Here is an 18,814-nt window from a genome sequence, read left to right on the forward strand (position 1 = left end):
GGGCATGCCTGAAAAGACCAACAGAATATCCTTCCAGGGCGAGCCGGGCGCCAATTCCGACACCGCCTCCCGCAACATGTTCCCGGCGATGGAGCCGTTGCCGTGCCCGACCTTCGAGGATGCCTTCAACGCGGTCGAGACCGGCAAAGCCGAGCTCGCCATGATCCCGATCGAGAACACCATCGCCGGGCGCGTCGCCGACATCCATCATCTGCTGCCGGAATCGAAGCTGCACATCGTCGGCGAATACTTCCTGCCGATCCACTTCCAGCTGATGGTGCTGCCGGGTGTGAAGCGCGAAGAGATCAAGACCGTGCACAGCCACATCCATGCGCTCGGTCAGTGCCGCAAATACATCCGCAAGAATGGCTGGAAGCCGGTGGTCGCCGGCGACACGGCAGGTTCGGCGAAGCTGGTTTCCGAAGTCAAGGACCGCACCATGGCCTCGCTCGCCCCGGCGCTCGCAGCGGAGCTCTACGGGCTCGACATCATCGAGAAAAATGTCGAGGACACTGACTCGAACGTCACCCGCTTCGTCGTGCTGACCAAGAACAAACACTGGGCCCAGCGCCCGGCGCCGGACGTCAAGATGATGACGACCTTCATCTTCCGCGTTCGCAACGTGCCGGCCGCGCTCTACAAGGCCATGGGCGGCTTCGCCACCAACGGCATCAACATGACCAAGCTCGAGAGCTACCAGCTCGGCGCCTTCACCGCGACGCTGTTCTACGCCGATATCGAGGGCCATCCCGACGATCCGCTGGTCAAGCTGGCGCTCGACGAGCTGCGCTTCTTCTCGCGCGAAATGCGCATCCTCGGCGTCTATCCTGCCAGCCAGTCACGCGAGCAGTGGAAGGTGGCCGACTAGCGCCCTCGTTTGAACGGGATCGTCCGCGATCGGTGGACCGCGCGTGCTCAGCTCTTGCCGTCGAAGGCTCGATCCGAACCAATGAGCCGTGCAATCTTGTCGATCGTCGCGCGCACCTCCGGCAATTTGCGATCGTCGCCATGCACCACCAGCCATTGTTCATGTGACAGATCGTCGATCACATCATCGGTGCGGACCAGATCGTTGTGGGCGTCGCCGACGAAGCAGGGCAATACCACATGGCCGGCGCCGGCAAGCGCAAGGTCGAGGAGCGAGCGCGGCTGAGTGACTTCAAAGCGTATTTGATCTCGTCTGTTGGCGCGCACCCAGATTGCCGATGGCGTGTTCACCGTAGCCGCGATCCAATCAGCCTTTCGAACCGCATTCGGATGCGCGTAGGGAGCAAATGCGACGGTCTTTGTTCTGCGAGCCGCAACTCCCGGCTCGGACGGCCTCCGGTTCCGAATCCCGATCAATGCCTCGCGCCTGCCTATGTTCTGCACCTCTTCAACGGCGCTGAAGACGATGTTCCGGTCGCTCAACCCCAGTTTTTCGATGTTGCGTGCCAGATACCACGTCATCCAGGTGCCGGCGGACACACGGATGGGCGCCGACACGTTTCGTCGCGAGAACTCCCTGGCGATATCCAGGAACCGTTGCTCGATGGTCTCTGCCTGCGATGTCAGCGCTCGACCTGCCGCCGTCAGTTCATAGCCGGACGGCAGCCGGGAGAACAACTCGGCGCCCAGCGCCCTTTCAAGATCGACGACATGCCGGCTCAGCGTCGCCGCACTCTGACCTACAGCCTTGGCTGCGGACGAAAGGCTCCCATCGCGCGCGACCGCCAGAAAGATCCTCAGATCCGACCAGTCGATATCTGTTTCATTCATGCACTGCCCTCTCCATTTTTGCCGACTCCCATCTGAGGTCGGTCTGGCGCCATATCAAGACCGGGTGGCCTACGGAGAACATGATATGGCAATGAGAATTCACCTGGGTTCGCGGATCGGCATGGGCTGCTGGGCAATCGGCGGTCACTTCTGGTCAGGAGAGACACCGGTCGGATATTCCGGCGCTGACGACAGCCAATCCGTGGAAACCATTCATGCGGCATGGGATGGTGGAATTCGGCTCTTCGATACGTCGGCGGTGTATGGAGCCGGCCACTCGGAGGAGCTTTTGGGCGAGGCGCTCGCGGGCCGTTCGGAAGCAATTATCGTGTAGAAATTCGGCCATTCCTTCGATCCGGTTTCCCGCCAGATGACCGGCCCGAGGTTCGACCCCGACTATGTGCGCTGGTCGGTTGCTGAGAGCCTCCGCCGACTGGGCCGTGATTGCATCGACGTGATGTTGCTCCACCTGAACGATCTCCCCATCGAACATGCGGCACCAGCGTTCGAGGTTCTGGAGCAACTTGTCCAGGCTGGCGATATTCGAAGCTATGGCTGGAGCACCGACTTTCCGCCAAGCGTCGACGCCTTCGCTGACCGGAGTGGCTTTTCAACGGTCCAGCATGCGATGAATGTCTTCTTCGATGCGCCGTCCATGTGCAAAACCGCACATGACAACGGCTTGGCGCAGTTGATCCGGTCGCCGCTCGCCATGGGCGTGTTGACGGGGAAATTCTCGGATGGACGGGCGGTCCCATCCGACGATGTCAGGTCGGTTCCAGCGGATTGGCAGGTATATTTTGAAGCATCGCGCGCCCGTTCCGACCTGAGCAGGCAGATCGATGCAATCCGCGATCTGCTCACCGTCGGTGGGCGGACGCTCGGTCAGGGTGCGTTGTGCTGGCTGCTGTCGAAAGGCGACAACATTCACCCCATCCCTGGCGCAAAAACGCCTAGGCAGGCTGTCGAGAACGCCGCGGCCACGGAATTTGGGCCGTTGCCGGAGGGCGTGATGGCTGAGATCGAAACCATTCTCCAAAGACCGCCAGAGGGTGAGTTTCGCGCTCGATAGCTGCCGCTTCGTTGTGGCTTCGCGTGGCCACTTTGGGCGGGATCCTAGCTCCAGCCCAACGGCACGTAGTCGATCTCCATGAACGCCTCGACCTCCGGCAGCCAACGGTCGCGGACGAAGGCGACATGATCAGGGTGGTCGTTGTAGCGCGTGTAGGCGGCCTGGTCGGCGAACTCCATCGAGAAGCCGAAGCGATAGTCGTTCTTGGGGCTGACCTGCCGCAACTGCTCGAAATGGGTGACGCCCTTGATCGCGGTGAGGATCCTCTTGGCGTCGGCGAGAAACCTCTTTTCCTCCAGCGAATGCAGCGGATGCTTCAGCGTGAACACGACGGTATGACGGATCATTTTTCTGCTCCTACTCGCTATCGACCCAGGCGCGGATAAGGTGGTGGGCGATCGCCCCTTTCGGCGGTGTGACCAGGCCGCCCGCATGCTCGCGGGTCAGCATGAGCCGCACCTCGTCGCGATAGAACCAGCGGCAGTCTTCCAATTCGTTGAGGTCGGCCTGGATGTCGTCGTTGAGCGGTTCGCCGAAGCAGCCGATCATCAACGAATAGGGGAACGGCCAGGGCTGGCTGGCGTGGTAGACGACGCGGCCCAGCCGGATGCCGGCCTCCTCCAGCGTTTCGCGCCGCACCGCCGCCTCGATCGTTTCGCCCGGCTCGATAAAGCCGGCTAGCGCCGAATACATGCCCGGCCCAAAATGCCGGCCGCGGCCGAGCAGGCATTTTTCCGGCGTCACCGTCAGCATGATCGCCACCGGATCGGTGCGCGGGAAATGCTCGGTGCCGCAGGCCGGGCAGTGCCGCTTGTAGCCGCCCGCCCGCATTTCGGATTCATTGCCGCATTTGCTGCAGAAGCGATGGCTGGCATGCCAGGCCAGCAAGGCCGCGCCTTGCGCCAGCGCGCCGGCCGCCGCCTCGTCGATCAGCCCTTGCATATAGACCGAGCGGTAGTCGATGGCCTTGATCGTTTCGGGAAGCTGCTCGGGTTCGATCCCGACCGGCACGGCAAGCACCGGGCCGCTCTCGGAAAAGCCGAGCAGGACACCTTGTGCAAGGGAAGGCTGGAGTAGCCCGCTTTCGGCTATATGGAACCATGGGTCGAACGCTCCGTCGCTCAGCTTCAGGTAAAGCCGGCCGCCATGCATCAGCAAAAGCCTTGCCGAAGGGTCGGCCAGCGCCTTTTCGACGGAATCGTCGGCGCGGTTCTCGGACTGCCGGTCGATCGTGTTGCCGGCAAAGCCGACGAACTGGCTCGGCTCGCGCAAGGGCGCGTCAAACAGGCGGAAGCTCATGGAGACTCAGAATTGCTCAGGATGGACTCAGGGGTCAGCTTATAACGCCGCCTTGATCGTTTGGGCAAACCGGCGGATGTCGGATTTTTGGTAGGGCTCGCGCATGCCGTGCCCCCAGACCGGCCCCGGCCAGCCGGGATCGCCCTCCGAGCGCGCGATGACATGGACGTGCAGCTGGCGCACGATATTGCCAAGCGCGCCTGTGTTGATCTTGGTGCAGCCGGTGGTCCTTTTCAGCGCCTGCGCCACCATATTGGTCTCGAAGGTCAGCATGGCCTGGTCGAGTGGCGTCATGTCGTGGATTTCCTCCACGCCCGGCCGCTGCGGCACCAGGATCAGCCATGGCCAGCGGCGGTCGTTCATGACCCTGAGTTCGCACAGGCCGAGCCACATCAGCTGCTCGCTGTCCGCCTCCAGCCTGGCGTCGAGCGTGAATCCGGCCTTGAGGCCCGGCAGCATCGGCGTTTTCCTCATTTTTATGGGCTTTGCAGCGCTTTTTTTGACTCATGAACGCTAGAGCGGCAGCAAGGGGGCTGCAAGCGATTCATTGGCCGGTATTGCGGATTTGAAGGCCTGCCGGGCGAAGAACCTTCCGGGCCACATGGCGCCAATTCTCGTGCGCCCTTGCATTTCATCGCCGAATTGCCGATATGGAGCCTGGGAGGTTGGTGGTGGACGATCCACTCGCCAACCGGGTCAGGTCCGGAAGGAAGCAGCCCTAACGAGCCCGGAACGGGTCATTGTTCCAGCCTCCCGCCTCTTCGCCTTTCTGTCGCGACATTGACGGCGCCAAGCCGTGCGGGCGAAACTATGCGCAGGAATCGGCCGCCTTCCGTCGCGGTCCTGGGAGCTTTGACGGCGAATGAGCGAAGCCGGAAATTTGGGGCCTGAAAGTCCGCAGACAGGCAAGGCCGGCGCCTATCGCGTCCTGGCGCGCAAATACCGGCCTTCGAATTTCTCCGAGCTGATCGGCCAGGAGCCGATGGTCCGCACGCTGACCAATGCCTTCGCTTCCGGCCGTATCGCCCAGGCCTGGATGCTGACTGGCGTGCGCGGTGTCGGCAAGACGACGACGGCGCGCATCCTGGCGCGGGCTCTGAACTACAAAACATCGACAGTCGACCAGCCGTCTGTCGACCTTGCCGTTCTGGGCGAGCATTGCCAGGCGATCATGGAAGGCCGCCATGTCGACGTCATCGAGATGGACGCCGCCTCGCACACCGGCATCGACGACATCAGGGACATCATCGAGCGTGTCCGCTATGCGCCGGTGTCGGCTCGCTACAAGGTCTACATCATCGACGAAGTGCACATGCTCTCCACCCAGGCCTTCAACGGCCTGTTGAAGACGCTGGAAGAGCCGCCGCCGCATGTCAAGTTCATCTTCGCCACCACCGAAATCCGCAAGGTGCCGATCACGGTTCTGTCGCGCTGCCAGCGTTTCGATCTCAGGCGCATCGACGCCGGCGCACTGGTCGCGCATCTGACGTCCATTGCCGGCAAGGAAGGCATTGCGGTCGACGACGATGCGCTGGCGATGATCGCTCGCGCCGCCGAAGGCTCGGCCCGCGATTCGCTTTCCATCCTCGACCAGGCGATCGCCCATGGCAGCGGCGCGGTCAGCGCCGAAGCCGTGCGCGCCATGCTCGGCCTGGCCGACCGCGCCCGCATCGTCGACCTGTTCGAGCATGTCATGAAGGGCGACGTCGCGGCGGCACTGGCCGAATTCCGCAACCAATACGACACCGGCGCCGATCCGGCCGCGGTGCTCACCGACCTCGCCGAGTTCAATCATCTGGTTACCCGGCTGCGCTTCGTGCCGACGGCGCTGGATGACGCCTCGCTGTCCGAGGATGAGCGCCGGCGCGGCGCCGACTTCGCCGGGACGCTTTCGGTCAGGGTGCTGTCCAGGACATGGCAGATGCTTCTGAAAGGCATCCCCGAGGTGCAGTCGTCCAACCGGCCGGTCAGCGCCGCCGAAATGGTGCTGATCCGGCTGGCGCACGCCGCCGACCTGCCGACGCTGGACGAGGCGCTGAAGTCGCTGGAGGGTGCCGCAGCGGTCCCCAACAGCGCGCCGCGTTCGAACGGTGCCCCCGCAAATCCCGGCAATGGTGGCAGCGCCAGCGCGGTTGCGCAGGCGCGCATGCCAACGACCGGCGGCGGTGCGCAGACGATGCGGCTGGTCGAGCCGGCGCCGATGCCCGCTGCCTTCGTGCCGGCGCCGGAACCAGTCGTGGAGGCGCCTGCGGTTCCGGTGAAGTCGCTGGCCGATATCGCCGCGCTCGCCGACGTCAACCGCGACATAGCCTTCAAGGTGCTGATCAAGCGCTGCGTGCGCCTGGTGCGCATCGAGCCCGGCCGCATCGACGTCAGCCTGACCGACGACGCGCCGAAGATGCTGCTCAACGACCTGACGACCAAACTGCGCGCCTGGACCGGCCGCAACTGGCTGGTGTCGCTGTCGAAGGAGGCCGGCGGCCAGACAATGGCCGAGATGGAATCGACGAAACGCGAAAACGCCTTCCTCGATGCCAAGAGCGATCCGACCGTCGCCGCCATCCTGGCGCGCTTTCCCGGCGCCAAGATCATCGACGTGCGCATTCCCGACACTCCGGAAGCCGACGACGCCGGGGCCGACCTGCCGGTCGATCCGGCGGCGGACGACGAAGAAAACTGAAAACAGAGGACCAAGCGATGAAAGATCTTCTCGGCCTGATGGGCAAGGCGAAGGAAATGCAGGCCAAGTTCCAGGCCATGCAGGACGAGATCGCCACGCTGGAAGCCACCGGCCAGGCCGGCGGCGGCCTGGTCAGTGTCACGCTGACCGGCAAGTTCGAGATGAAGTCGCTGAAGATCGATCCGTCGCTGTTCAAGGAAGACGAGGTCGAGATTCTCGAGGACCTGCTTCTCGCCGCCCACAATGACGCCAAAAATAAGGTTGAGCAGGTCATGCAGGAGAAGACCAAGGCGCTGACGGCAGGCTTGCCGATACCGCCGGGAATGAAATTGCCGTTCTGAGCCGGCTCCGACCAGTTAATTGATTATGAACGAAAATTGGACGCAGGGGCTGTTGTTAAGGCTTTCCCCGGCTTTGTTCACGCTGGCATTTCCAAGCATTTATAAAGTTTTACCTATGCTGCACGAATGCTAATCCTTTAGCCATCTTTTTGCCGTTAAGAGTCTCATTCTTGCCACATCTCGGGGCGGGCTGGCAGCTGAAAATGAGGCATTTTTGTTGATCGCGACGCGATGGAAGACGCCGCTGCTGCTTAGCATCGTCACTTCTCCCCTGTTCCTGGCCGGTTGCAGCCAGACCACCACGCACGGCATGTCGGTCGCCAGCCTGACCAATGCCATCACGCCAAGCTTCCTCAGCACACGCGCCTACGGCCACACGCCGAAGGAAAAGGAGTGCCTGGAGCGGGCAATGTTCTTCGAGTCCAACCGGTCGAGCCGCGACGGCATGATCGCCGTCGGCACGGTGGTGATGAACCGGCTGCGCTCGGGCCAGCATGGCAACACCATCTGCGAAGTCGTCGGCGAGAAGGGCCAGTTCGCCCCCGGCGTGATGACGCGGCCGATGAACTCCAAGGCGATGCCCGATGTCGAGGAAGCCGCCGAGGCGGTGCTCAGGGGCGAGCGCAAGACAAAACTCAAGAACACCATGTTCTTCCACACCGCCGGCCTGCGCTTCCCCTACAAGAACATGCACTACACGATGGTTGCCGGCGGCAATGCCTTCTATGAGAAGCGCGGCCGCAACTGGCAGCCTCTGCCGGACGAGCCCACGACGATGGTTGCCTCGGCGACGCCCCGGTCGTCAGAGCCCGCCGCGCCGGTGACGCTCGTGGCTTCCGCGGAACCTTTGCCTGGTGTCAAGGCGACCACCGTCAAGGCGACGACCGCCAGGGCGACGGCCGACAAGACCGTTCCCACCCAGGCAGCCCCCGCCCAGGCAACTTATGTCACTGCAGCAGTGGTGGCGCCGCCGGCGAAATCCTCGCGCGTCGCGGCGGAGGCGAAACCCGCGCCACCCAAGCAGACCGTTGTGGCGATGCAGGAGCCCATGCAGGAACCGGACGCTTCGCGTTTCGGCGGACCCGCACCCCAGCAGGTCATCACCTCGTTCCCGGCGCCGCAAGAGGCAGCGATGGGGTTCCAGTCGACGCCTGAGAACACCGATGCCATCGGCGCGATGATCGTCAGCCAGAGCCGGCCGCTCGAAGCCTACTGAGGAACGGTCGGCGCTCTTCGTCCTGGCTGGCTGGTTTTAGGCTGGTTTTGGCAGGATGGCGCGGGAACGCGCGGCGTTGCGCTGTTTCAAAGCGCGCGGAAAAATCCTAGATCAGTGCGATGTCCAAGCGAATCGCCGGTCCCGAGATCGAACGCCTGATCCAGCTCCTGGCCAAGGTGCCGGGGCTCGGTCCCCGTTCGGCTAGGCGTGCCGCCCTTCATCTCATCAAGAAGAAGGAGCAGCTTTTGTCGCCGCTCGCCGCCGCCATGGGCGAGGCGGCCGACAAGGTGCGCATTTGCACCACCTGCGGCAATGTCGATACCTCCGACCCCTGCATGATCTGCACCGATCCGCGCCGCGACGCCGCCACGCTGATCGTCGTCGAGGATGTCTCCGATCTCTGGGCGCTGGAGCGCGCAGCCGCCATGAACGTGCGCTATCATGTACTCGGCGGCACGCTGTCGCCGCTCGACGGCATCGGCCCCGAACAGCTTAACATCCGATCGCTTGTCGACCGGGTGGCGGGTGGTGAGGTGAAGGAAGTCATCCTCGCCGTCAACGCCACTGTCGAAGGCCAGACCACCGCGCATTACCTGACAGACCAGCTGTCCGGTTTCGAGATCAAGATCACGCGGCTGGCGCATGGTGTACCGGTCGGCGGCGAGCTTGATTATCTCGACGAAGGCACGCTCGCGGCAGCACTACGCTCGCGGACGGCGTTTTGACGCAATTGGCGGGGAGGATCTGTGATGGATGATTTTCCTGAAACGATTGCACTCCAATCTCTGAGGCTGGCTCTGCTTTCGTTGTTTGCAGCGCTTGTTGCCCTCGTCCTCGTCACCCCCGCCTCTGCCGCAAAAATCGACGACCAGTTCTACGCCTGGCTGCAGAACGACCTCTGGCCGGAAGCCAAGGCCAAAGGCATCTCCAAGAAAACCTTCGACGAGGCCTTCATCGGCGTAAAGCCGAACCTCAAGCTGCCGGACCTGGTCATGCCGGGCGAGAAGCCGACGACGCCGCAGAAGCAGCATCAGGCCGAGTTCGGGTCGCCCGGCGCCTATTTCGCCGAAAAGACCGTTCGCGCCGTCACCGCCGGCGGACGGACGCGCGAGGGCGCCAATGCGCGGGTGCTCGGATTGCTCGAGAAACGCTATGGCGTGCCGGGCGAGGTGCTGCTGGCGATCTGGGGTCGCGAAAGCGGCTTCGGCGGGGCCAAGATGCCATACGACGCCTTCGAGGTGCTGGGCACCAAGGCGTTCATGTCGACGAAGAAGGAGTTCTTCCGCACCGAGCTGATGGCGGCGCTCGAGATCGTCGAGCGCGGACTGGCTCCGGTCGGGGCGATGAAATCGTCGTGGGCCGGCGCGCTCGGCCAGCCGCAATTCATGCCGACATCCTTCCTCAAACACGCCGTCGACTTCGATGGCGACGGCCGGCCCGACATCTGGAACTCGACCCCCGATGTACTCGCCTCGATCGCCAACTATCTCGTCCACTATGGTTGGGTGAGGAACCGCGGCTGGGGGTTCGAGGTGACGGTGCCGCAAAAAGTCTCCTGCTCGCTCGAAGGCCCCGACCAGGGCAAGAAGATCGCCGAATGGGTGGCGATGGGCATCCGGCGCGTCGGCACGAAAGCCTTCCCGGCAAGCGAATTGAAGGCCGAGGGCTTCCTGTTGATGCCGGCCGGGCGCAGCGGCCCGGCCTTCATCGTCACGCCGAATTTCTACGTGCTGAAGGAATACAACACCAGCGACCTCTATGCCCTGTTCATCGGCCATGGCGCCGATCGCATCGCCCATGGCGACCAGAATTTTACCGGCAGTTGGGGTCCGGTCGGCGGCCTGCACAGATCCGACATCGCCGCCCTGCAGCGGGCGCTGGAGGCCGAGGGCTACGATGTCGGCAGCGCCGACGGCCTGCCCGGCTTCAAGACGCGCCGCTCAATCGGCAGCTGGCAGGCCAAGAACGGCCGCGCCGCCACCTGCTTTCCGGACGCCGATCTGGTCGCCGTACTGAAGTAGCCCAAGCATTAGTAGTTTTTTCCGACGGCGGCATTGGTTAGCCGGCGTTTGCCTTGGCTCGCCAAGCCATTCTGGACCAATATGCGGTCCTGCAAATGCGCGTTGCCGGCTTGGAAGCCGCCGGATATGGTGTTGACCAATTGGACAAAAACCACGACGCTAAAGGTCATGGGACCGTCGTTCGGCCCCGAAAGAATTCTGCAATCCTGAGCCGGGAACTCAGGTCAACAAACCAACAAAACAGGGAACGATCACCATGATGCTGGAAAAGTTTGCTCTACGCTCACGCGCCTTGCTTGCAGGTGCCGCACTGTCCGCGCTGCTCGTAGCACCCGCGTTTGCCGTCACACCCGCCGACACGCTGGTCGAAGGCTTTGCCATCGACGACATCATCTCCATGGATCCCGGCGAGGCGTTCGAGCTGTCGACCGCGGAGGTCACCGGAAACACCTATGACCTGCTGGTCCGCCTCGACCTCAGCGACACCTCCAAGGTCAAGGGCGACCTCGCCGAAAGCTGGACCGTCTCCGACGACGGCCTGACCTACACCTTCAAGCTCAAGCCCGGCCTGAAATTCGCCTCCGGCAATCCGATCACGGCGGCCGACGTCGCCTATTCCTTTGAGCGCGCCGTCAAGCTGGACAAGAGCCCGGCCTTCATCATCAGTCAGTTCGGCATCAGCGGCGACAATGTCGCCGAGAAGGCCAAGGCCGTCGACGACACCACCTTCCAGTTCACCGTCGACAAGGCCTATGCGCCGAGCTTCGTGCTGAATTGCCTCTCGGCCACCGTCGCCTCGGTCGTCGACGCCAAGCTGGTCAAGGAACATGTCGCGGCGGTGACGCCGAGCGCCGACTACAAATGGGACAATGACTTTGGCAATGCCTGGCTGAAGACCGGCTATGCCGGCTCCGGCCAGTTCAAGCTGCGCGAATGGCGTGCCAACGAAGCCGTCGTCATGGAGCGCAATGACAATTACTTCGGCGAAAAGGCCAAGCTCGCCCGCGTCATCTATCGCAACATGAAGGAGAGCTCGGCGCAGCGCCTGGCGCTTGAGGCAGGCGACATCGACGTTGCCCGCAACCTCGAGCCCAACGATCTCGACGCCATCGCCAAGAATGCCGATCTGACCACCACCAGCGCGCCCAAGGGCACGGTCTACTACATCAGCCTCAACCAGAAAAACCCCAACCTCGCCAAGCCCGAGGTCCGCCAGGCCTTCAAATATCTGGTCGACTATGACGCGCTGAGCACGACCATTCTCAAGGGCATTGGCGAGATCCACCAATCCTTCCTGCCCAAGGGCGACCTTGGCGCCATCGATGAGAACCCGTTCAAGTTCGACGTCGCCAAGGCCAAGGAACTGCTGGCGAAGGCCGGCCTGGCCGACGGCTTCAGCGTCACCATGGACGTGCGCACCGGCCAGCCGACGACCGGCATGGCGGAATCGATCCAGCAGACGCTGGGCCAGGCCGGCATCAAGCTGGAGATCATCCCCGGCGACGGCAAGCAGACGCTGACCAAGTACCGCGCCCGCAACCACGACATCTATATCGGCCAGTGGGGACAGGACTATTTTGATCCGAACTCCAATGCCCAGACCTTTGCCTCGAACCCCGACAATTCGGATGAAGGCAAGACCAAGACGCTGGCCTGGCGCAATGCCTGGGACATTCCGGATCTGACCAAGGAGACCGAGGCGGCTTTGCTCGAGAAGGATTCGGGCAAGCGCGCCGACATGTACAAGGATCTGCAGAAGAAGATCCTCGACACCAGTCCCTTCGTCGTCATCCACCAGCAATTGGAAGTCGCGGGCCTGCGCAAGAACCTCAAGGGATTTGCGCTCGGGCCGAGCTTTGACTCCAACTTCGTCGGTTCGGTCTCAAAGGAGTGATGCCGGCGGACGCGCCGCATGAGCGCGGCTGAAAACCAGGTGGCGGCAAGGCGCGGCAGTGCCCGTGCCGTCACTGTTCTATCAGCAATCGGCCGCTTCCTGGTCATCGCGATCACGACCTATCTCGGTCTTCTCGCGGTGACCTTCTTCATCGGCCGCGTCATCCCGATCGATCCGGTGCTGGCGGTGCTGGGCGACCGGGCGCCGGCCAATGTCGTCGAGCGCACGCGCCGCGAGATGGGGCTCGATCTGCCGCTGATCGAGCAGTTCTATATCTACGTGAAAAATGCCCTGAACGGCGATTTCGGCACCTCGGTGCTGACCACCAACCCTGTCATGACCGACATCCGCCGCGCCTTTCCGGCGACTATAGAACTGGCGACTCTCGGCACGCTGATCGGCTCGGTCATCGGCGTGCCACTGGGCGTGCTGGCAGCAGTCCGGCGCGGTAGCCTCATCGACCAGATCGTGCGCATCATTGGCCTGATCGGCTATTCCGTGCCGATCTTCTGGCTCGGTTTGCTGGGTCTCGTTCTGTTCTACGCCAAGCTGCAATGGGTCGCTTTCCCGGCGCGGCTGGATGTGGTCTACGAATACACCTTCACGCCGATCACCGGCTTCTACCTTCTCGACGCGGCGATGCAGGGGCAGTGGGATGTCTTCTACGACGCCTTTCGCCACATCATCCTGCCGGCCTCGTTGCTCGGTTACTTCTCGCTCGCCTATATCAGCCGCATGACACGCTCCTTCATGCTGAACGAGCTTTCGCAGGAATACATCGTCGCCGCGCGCGCCAAGGGCCTGTCGGAAAGGCGCATCATCTGGGCCCACGCGCTGCGCAATGCCGCGGTGCCGATGGTCACGGTGATCGCGCTCTCCTATGCCGGGCTGCTCGAAGGCTCGGTGCTGACCGAGACGGTGTTCTCGTGGCCGGGCATCGGCCTCTACATCACCAATTCGCTGCAGAACGCCGACATGAACGCCGTGCTCGGCGGCACCATCGTCATCGGCTCGGTCTTCATCGCCATCAACCTTTTCTCCGACCTGCTCTACCGCGTGCTCGATCCAAGGACCAAGGCAGGATGAGCGCGGAAGCAATCCAGACCCGGCGCGACTGGCTGCTCAGCGATCGACCAGCCTCGCGCATGCAGGCAAGGCTCGGCCGCGCCTATGTGGCCTGGCGGCGCTTTTCCGCCAACCCGCTGGCATTTGTCGGCCTGCTCATCATCATCGGCCTGCTGGTCGTCGCGGCCTTCGCTGACGTGCTGGCGCCCTATTCGCCGACCATCGGCGACCTCAAGGGCTCGCGGCTCTTAGCGCCAAGTGCCGCGCACTGGTTCGGCACCGACGATCTCGGCCGCGACATCTATTCGCGTATCATCTATGGCTCGCGCTGGACGCTCTACGTCGTCATTCTCGTCGCCATCATCGCGGCACCGATAGGCTTGCTGGTCGGCACCGTCGCCGGCTATGCCGGCGGCTGGACCGATGCCATCCTGATGCGCATCACCGACATCTTCCTCGCCTTCCCGAAGCTGATCCTGGCGCTGGCCTTCGTCGCGGCCCTTGGCCCCGGCATCGAGAATGCGGTGCTGGCCATCGCCATCACCTCCTGGCCGCCTTACGCCCGCATCGCGCGCGCCGAAACGCTGACGGTGCGCAATTCGGACTACATCAAGGCGGTGCAACTGATGGGCGCCTCGCCATTCCGCATCGTGCTGCGCCACATCATGCCGCTCTGCATCTCCTCGCTGATCATCCGCGTGACGCTCGACATGGCCGGTATCATCCTCACCGCCGCCGGCCTCGGCTTCCTCGGCCTCGGCGCGCAGCCGCCGCTGCCGGAATGGGGCGCGATGATCGCGTCCGGCCGCCGTTTCGTGCTCGACCAATGGTGGGTCGCCGGCGCGCCGGGCTTCGCCATCCTCATCGTCAGCCTCGGCTTCAATCTGCTCGGCGACGGCCTGCGCGATGCGCTCGATCCAAGGAGTGGTGACCAATGAGCGCGCTTCTCGAGGTCGACGACCTGCGCGTCAACTTTCCGACCCGCACCGGCCTGGTCCAGGCGGTGCGCGGCGTTTCCTTCTCGCTCGGCCGGGAGCGCCTCGGCATCGTCGGCGAGAGCGGCTCCGGCAAGTCGCAGACCGGCCGCGCCATCATGGGCTTGACGCCGCCGCAGGCCGAGGTGACGGCGAAAAAACTAGCCTTCGACGGTATCGATCTTCTGGCGGCGCCGGCTCGCCAACGCCGGGCGCTGCGCGGCAAACGCATCGCCATGATCCTGCAGGATCCGAAATATTCGCTCGACCCGGTGATGAGCATCGGCCGCCAGATCGTCGAGACGCTGCGCACGCATGAGAAGGTCGGAAAGGCCGAAGCGCGCGACCGCGCGCTGGCCATGCTGGAGGCGGTGCAGATCCGCGATCCCGCCCGCGTCTTCGACCTGCATCCGCACGAGGTCTCGGGTGGCATGGGCCAGCGCGCCATGATCGCCATGATGCTGATCGCCGGCCCCGAGATGATGATCGCCGACGAGCCGACCTCGGCGCTCGACGTCACCGTGCAGCTCGACGTGCTCGGCATCCTCGACAAGCTGGTCAGCGAACGCGGCATGGGGCTGATCTTCATTTCGCACGATCTGCGCCTGGTCTCCTCCTTCTGCGACCGGGTCATCGTCATGTATGCCGGCAAGGTGGTCGAGCAGCTGAAGGCCTCGGAATTGCGCGACGCGCAGCATCCCTACACGCGCGGCCTGCTCAACTGCATGCCGAGGATCGGCTTCGAACGCCACCCGCTGCCAGTGCTCGACCGCAAGCCGGAGTGGGCGGCATGAATGCGGCTCTTTCCATCGACGGACTGGAAGTGGTCTTCGACCGCTTTCGCGCGCTGAAGGGCGTCAGCCTCGAAGTCAAATCAGGCGACACCTACGGACTGGTCGGCGAGAGCGGTTCCGGCAAGTCGACGCTGCTGAAAGCCATCGCCGGGCTGGTGCCAGCTGCATCTGGAACCATCGCCGTCAACGGCAAAACGCTGGGCGCGCGCCGCGACAAGGCCTTCTACCGCGAGGTGCAGATGGTCTTTCAAGATCCCTACGGTTCGCTGCACCCGCGCCAGACGGTCGACCGCCTGCTGCAGGAGCCGCTCGCCATCCACGGCTTTGCCGATGGCGAGAAGCGCATTCAGCGCGCGCTCGACGAGGTGGGCCTCGGAACCGGTTTCCGCTTCCGCTACGCGCACCAGCTTTCCGGCGGCCAGCGCCAGCGCGTGGCGATCGCGCGCGCGCTCATCCTCGAACCCTCGATCCTGCTGCTCGACGAGCCGACCTCGGCGCTCGACGCCTCGGTGCAGGCCGAAGTGCTCAACCTGCTGGAGGAGATCCGGCGGCGGCGCAAGCTCACCTTCCTGATGGTCAGCCACGACCTCGCCATCGTCACCCATATGTGCGAGCGGCTGATGGTGATGCAGAATGGCGAGGCGGTGGAGAACCTTACAGCGAGCCAGTTGATAGGGCATCGCGTGACCAAGGATTACACGCGCAATCTGCTCAGGGCGAGTGAAGGGTTTGTGAGAACTGCTTGAGTTCGTCTTCCTGCGCATGACCAACGGTATTCGGGGGAAAAGGGGAACCTTTTCGTACGCGTATCGGCCGGTTGGTTAAGCGCAGGCCGGCACAGCCTCCGGCGCGCGGCGGCAGGCCCAATCGCCCGGCAATGCTGCCGACTTGAGGAAAACGTGAAATAAGGTCAGAAGAGGTCTGGAACAGCCAGCAACGAGAACGGGCGCCGGCCCGATGAGGGATGAAATGAAGAATTCAGCCATTTCCGAGCGCAAGAACCAGTCGATTTCACGCGGCGTCGGCATGACGACGCAGATCTATGCCGACCGCGCCGAGAATTCGGAGATCTGGGATGTCGAGGGCCGCCGCTATATCGACTTCTCGTCGGGCATCGCCGTCGTCAACACGGGCCACCGCCACCCCAAGGTGATCGAGGCCGTCAAGGCGCAGCTCGACCGCTTCACCCACACCTGCCACCAGGTGGTGCCGTATGAGAGCTATGTGCGGCTGGCCGAGCGGCTAAACGGGCTGCTGCCCGGCAAGTTCGACAAGAAGACGATTTTCGTCACCACCGGCGCCGAGGCGGTGGAGAACGCCATCAAGATCGCCCGTAACGCCACCGGCCGTCCGGCGGTCATCGCCTTTTCCGGCGGCTTCCACGGCCGCACCTTCATGGGCATGGCGCTGACCGGCAAGGTCGTGCCCTACAAGGTCGGCTTCGGCGCCATGCCGGCTGACGTCTTCCACGCGCCGTTCCCGGTGCCGCTACATGGCGTTTCCGTCGCCGATTCGCTGGCAGCGCTCGACCGCCTGTTCAAGGCCGATGTCGACCCGGCCCGCGTCGCCGCGATCATCCTCGAGCCTGTGCAGGGCGAGGGCGGTTTCTACGAAGCGCCACGCGATTTCATGGCGGCGCTGCGCAAGATCTGCGACCAGCACGGCATGCTCTTGATCGCCGACGAGGTGCAGACCGGCTTTGCCCGCACCGGCAAGATGTTCGCCATGGATCATCACGAGGTCGCCGCCGACATCACCACCATGGCCAAGAGCCTGGCCGGCGGCTTCCCGCTGGCGGCGGTCACCGGCCGCGCCGAACTCATGGATGCACCGGGCCCCGGCGGCCTCGGCGGCACCTATGGCGGCAGCCCGATCGGCGTCGCCGCAGCCCACGCCGTGCTTGGCGTGATCGAGGAGGAAAAGCTCTGCGACCGCGCCAATGCGCTCGGCGCCCGGCTGAAGCAGCGGCTGCAGTCGTTCCGTGACGATGTGCCGGAGATCGTCGATATCAGAGGCCCGGGCTTCATGAACGCGGTCGAGTTCAATGATGTGAAGAAGGGCCTGCCGTCGGCCGAGATCGCCAATGCAGTCCGGCTGAAGGCGCTCGACAAGGGCCTGATCCTGCTCACCTGCGGCGTCTACGGCAATGTCATCCGCTTCCTGTCGCCGATCACCATCCAGGACGGCGTGATGAACGAAGCGCTCGACATCCTGGAAAGCTCGATCCGCGAAGCGCGCGCCGCTTAACCAGCCGCTCGTGCAGGCTCATCCTGCTGGAAGGCGGCTAGCGCCGCCTTCAGTCCCTCGGGTCCGGCCGCGACCGTTTGCGGCGTCGGCGAGAAGCCGGCGCCGAGCATCTTGCGGCCGAGCATATGGTCGCCCGGCCGGTTGACCGATTCGATGCCGAGCAGCCGGTTTGCCGCATAGTGGTAGATCGAAAACTTGTTCTCGTTGATGTCACCCAGCACGACATGGCTGTCGCCGCCCGACGTCAGGCCGACCATCTGCAGCTTCATGTCGCCAATGTCGGACCAGAACCAGGGCACGGCGGAATAGGCGTCCGCATGGCCGAGCAGGGTGCGCGCGGCGAGCCGCGCCTGGTCGGTGGCGTTCTGCACCGATTCCAGGCGCACGTCGGCGCCGGTGAACCAGTGCCGGTAGGACGCAGCATCGCCGATCGCGAGAATCTCAGGCATCGAGCTGCGCATCTGCTGGTCGACGCGGATGCCATTGGCGGTCGCGATGCCGGCCGCCTTGGCCAGTTCGACATTTGGCACCACGCCGATGCCGATGATGACCATCTGCGCCGGCAGTTGCTCGCCGCTGGAGGTGACAGCGCCCGACACATGGCCGTTTTCGCCTTCGAGCCGATCAATGGTGGTGCCGGTGAGGATGCGCACGCCCGTCGCTTCCAGCCGCTGCCGGACATGGCTGGCGATGACCGGCGCCACCGCCCGGCCAAGCAGCCGGTCGACGGCTTCGACCACGGTCACGTTGCGCCCGGCCGCTCTCAGCGTCGCCGCGATCTCCAGGCCGATGAAGCCGCCGCCGAGGATGACGACGTCCTCGCTTTGCAAACTCAGCTCGCGGATCAGGCGGGCGTCGGCGATCGAGCGCAGCGACAGCACCCCGGCAAGCTCCGAACCCGGCAACTTGAGACTGCGCGGCCGCGAGCCGGTCGCCAGGATCAGCCGGTCGAAGCCGAGCGCGCCGCCGCCTGATATCACCAGCCTGCGGGCGCCGGCATCGATAGCGTCGATCCGGACGCCCGGCCTGTAGTCGACGGCGCTGCCGGTGTAAAAAGCCTCGCCACGCAAAGGCTGCGGCTTTGCATCCTGGTCCTTGATGAAGGTCTTCGACAGCGGCGGCTTGTGGTAGGGCAGCTCGTTTTCGTCGCCGATCAGGATAACCGGTCCGTCATAGCCCTCTTCGCGCAGGCCTGCGGCCGCTTGCACGCCCGCATGCCCCGCACCGACAATGACCACACCGTTCTTCATCGCAATCCTGCTTTTCCCATCAAATCTAGGCTGTTGCGCCAAGTGGCGATTGTCCGCCGCCGCCGCAAGACCCCCGATCCGGGTCGCACCGGGAATGGTCGCCTGTCAATCGCCGTGTTTCTAGCGGCATAAAGCTTAAAGTTGACAGTCGTAGTTTAGAATAATTCTAAACTGTTGTTTCAATTGAATTTTCTGATGCGTGC

General features: G+C 63.7%; 18 protein-coding genes, 1 other RNA gene and 1 pseudogene. 14 read left to right on the top strand and 6 right to left on the bottom strand.

Annotated features, from left to right (window positions below):
- The first annotated feature begins 4 nt into the window (after positions 1–4).
- Positions 5–868: a prephenate dehydratase gene (locus DH08_RS09770; RefSeq protein WP_192179116.1), complete on the top strand. Its 864-nt coding sequence runs from the start codon at positions 5–7 to the stop codon at positions 866–868.
- A 47-nt stretch (positions 869–915) separates the two neighbouring features.
- Here DH08_RS09770 and DH08_RS09775 read toward each other — a convergent pair whose 3' ends face one another.
- On the bottom strand, positions 916–1,758 hold the full coding sequence (locus DH08_RS09775) for a LysR family transcriptional regulator (protein ID WP_192179117.1): 843 nt from the start codon (positions 1,756–1,758) through the stop codon (positions 916–918).
- 121 nt (positions 1,759–1,879) lie between these two features.
- Between DH08_RS09775 and DH08_RS09780 the strand changes: the two are divergent.
- Positions 1,880–2,830, top strand: a pseudogene (locus tag DH08_RS09780) (aldo/keto reductase).
- A gap of 44 nt (positions 2,831–2,874) precedes the next feature.
- On the opposite strand, the gene DH08_RS09785 reads toward DH08_RS09780, so the two are convergent.
- The 3 genes from DH08_RS09785 to DH08_RS09795 are packed head-to-tail and all read right to left on the bottom strand — an operon-like array spanning position 2,875 to position 4,588.
- The gene (locus DH08_RS09785; protein WP_192179118.1) at positions 2,875–3,177 is read right to left on the bottom strand and encodes a Dabb family protein; all 303 of its coding nucleotides are present in this window, start codon (positions 3,175–3,177) and stop codon (positions 2,875–2,877) included.
- 10 nt (positions 3,178–3,187) lie between these two features.
- A complete protein-coding gene (gene nudC / locus DH08_RS09790; protein WP_192179119.1) occupies positions 3,188–4,129 on the bottom strand; it encodes an NAD(+) diphosphatase in 942 nt (313 codons plus the stop codon).
- A 39-nt stretch (positions 4,130–4,168) separates the two neighbouring features.
- Positions 4,169–4,588: an HIT domain-containing protein gene (locus DH08_RS09795; RefSeq protein WP_120015023.1), complete on the bottom strand. Its 420-nt coding sequence runs from the start codon at positions 4,586–4,588 to the stop codon at positions 4,169–4,171.
- Between the two features lie 201 nt (positions 4,589–4,789).
- Here DH08_RS09795 and ffs point away from each other — a divergent pair.
- From ffs to DH08_RS09825, 6 genes are all read left to right on the top strand, one after another.
- An RNA gene (gene ffs, locus DH08_RS09800) (signal recognition particle sRNA small type) lies at positions 4,790–4,886 on the top strand.
- Positions 4,887–4,991: 105 nt separating this feature from the next.
- On the top strand, positions 4,992–6,809 hold the full coding sequence (locus tag DH08_RS09805; RefSeq protein WP_192179120.1) for a DNA polymerase III subunit gamma/tau: 1,818 nt from the start codon (positions 4,992–4,994) through the stop codon (positions 6,807–6,809).
- A 17-nt stretch (positions 6,810–6,826) separates the two neighbouring features.
- Complete coding sequence (locus tag DH08_RS09810) at positions 6,827–7,150, top strand: YbaB/EbfC family nucleoid-associated protein (RefSeq protein ID WP_006199387.1); 324 nt, start codon at positions 6,827–6,829, stop codon at positions 7,148–7,150.
- Positions 7,151–7,367: 217 nt separating this feature from the next.
- Positions 7,368–8,366, top strand: coding sequence for a cell wall hydrolase (locus DH08_RS09815; RefSeq protein WP_192179121.1), 999 nt, complete (start codon positions 7,368–7,370; stop codon positions 8,364–8,366).
- 119 nt (positions 8,367–8,485) lie between these two features.
- Positions 8,486–9,091: a recombination mediator RecR gene (gene recR / locus DH08_RS09820; RefSeq protein WP_192179122.1), complete on the top strand. Its 606-nt coding sequence runs from the start codon at positions 8,486–8,488 to the stop codon at positions 9,089–9,091.
- Positions 9,092–9,115: 24 nt separating this feature from the next.
- Entirely contained in the window at positions 9,116–10,387 is a 1,272-nt protein-coding gene (locus DH08_RS09825; RefSeq protein WP_192179123.1) for a lytic murein transglycosylase, read from the top strand.
- Between the two features lie 8 nt (positions 10,388–10,395).
- On the opposite strand, the gene DH08_RS09830 is transcribed toward DH08_RS09825, so the two are convergent.
- Positions 10,396–10,557: a hypothetical protein gene (locus tag DH08_RS09830; RefSeq protein ID WP_192179124.1), complete on the bottom strand. Its 162-nt coding sequence runs from the start codon at positions 10,555–10,557 to the stop codon at positions 10,396–10,398.
- Between the two features lie 86 nt (positions 10,558–10,643).
- Here DH08_RS09830 and DH08_RS09835 point away from each other — a divergent pair, with 86 nt between their 5' ends.
- From DH08_RS09835 to DH08_RS09860, 6 genes are all read left to right on the top strand, one after another.
- Positions 10,644–12,281: an ABC transporter substrate-binding protein gene (locus tag DH08_RS09835; RefSeq protein ID WP_428338294.1), complete on the top strand. Its 1,638-nt coding sequence runs from the start codon at positions 10,644–10,646 to the stop codon at positions 12,279–12,281.
- An 18-nt stretch (positions 12,282–12,299) separates the two neighbouring features.
- Positions 12,300–13,367, top strand: a complete 1,068-nt coding sequence (locus DH08_RS09840) for an ABC transporter permease (RefSeq protein WP_192179125.1) — start codon at positions 12,300–12,302, stop codon at positions 13,365–13,367.
- The gene (gene nikC / locus DH08_RS09845) at positions 13,364–14,284 is read left to right on the top strand and encodes a nickel transporter permease (protein WP_192179126.1); all 921 of its coding nucleotides are present in this window, start codon (positions 13,364–13,366) and stop codon (positions 14,282–14,284) included. Before DH08_RS09840 ends, nikC begins: the two co-directional genes overlap by 4 nt.
- Complete coding sequence (locus DH08_RS09850; protein ID WP_192179127.1) at positions 14,281–15,114, top strand: ABC transporter ATP-binding protein; 834 nt, start codon at positions 14,281–14,283, stop codon at positions 15,112–15,114. The genes nikC and DH08_RS09850 overlap by 4 nt, the downstream gene beginning before the upstream one ends.
- Positions 15,111–15,860 (top strand): ABC transporter ATP-binding protein, encoded by a 750-nt coding sequence (locus DH08_RS09855; RefSeq protein ID WP_192179128.1) that lies wholly within the window; start codon positions 15,111–15,113, stop codon positions 15,858–15,860. Before DH08_RS09850 ends, DH08_RS09855 begins: the two co-directional genes overlap by 4 nt.
- A 223-nt stretch (positions 15,861–16,083) precedes the next feature.
- Entirely contained in the window at positions 16,084–17,361 is a 1,278-nt protein-coding gene (locus tag DH08_RS09860; protein WP_192179129.1) for a 4-aminobutyrate--2-oxoglutarate transaminase, read from the top strand.
- Here the strand turns inward: DH08_RS09860 and DH08_RS09865 are convergent.
- Complete coding sequence (locus DH08_RS09865) at positions 17,358–18,611, bottom strand: NAD(P)/FAD-dependent oxidoreductase (RefSeq protein ID WP_192179130.1); 1,254 nt, start codon at positions 18,609–18,611, stop codon at positions 17,358–17,360. The genes DH08_RS09860 and DH08_RS09865 overlap by 4 nt on opposite strands.
- Positions 18,612–18,814 lie beyond the last annotated feature (203 nt).

It is taken from the genome of Mesorhizobium amorphae (assembly GCF_014843845.1).
GTDB lineage: Bacteria > Pseudomonadota > Alphaproteobacteria > Rhizobiales > Rhizobiaceae > Mesorhizobium > Mesorhizobium amorphae_A.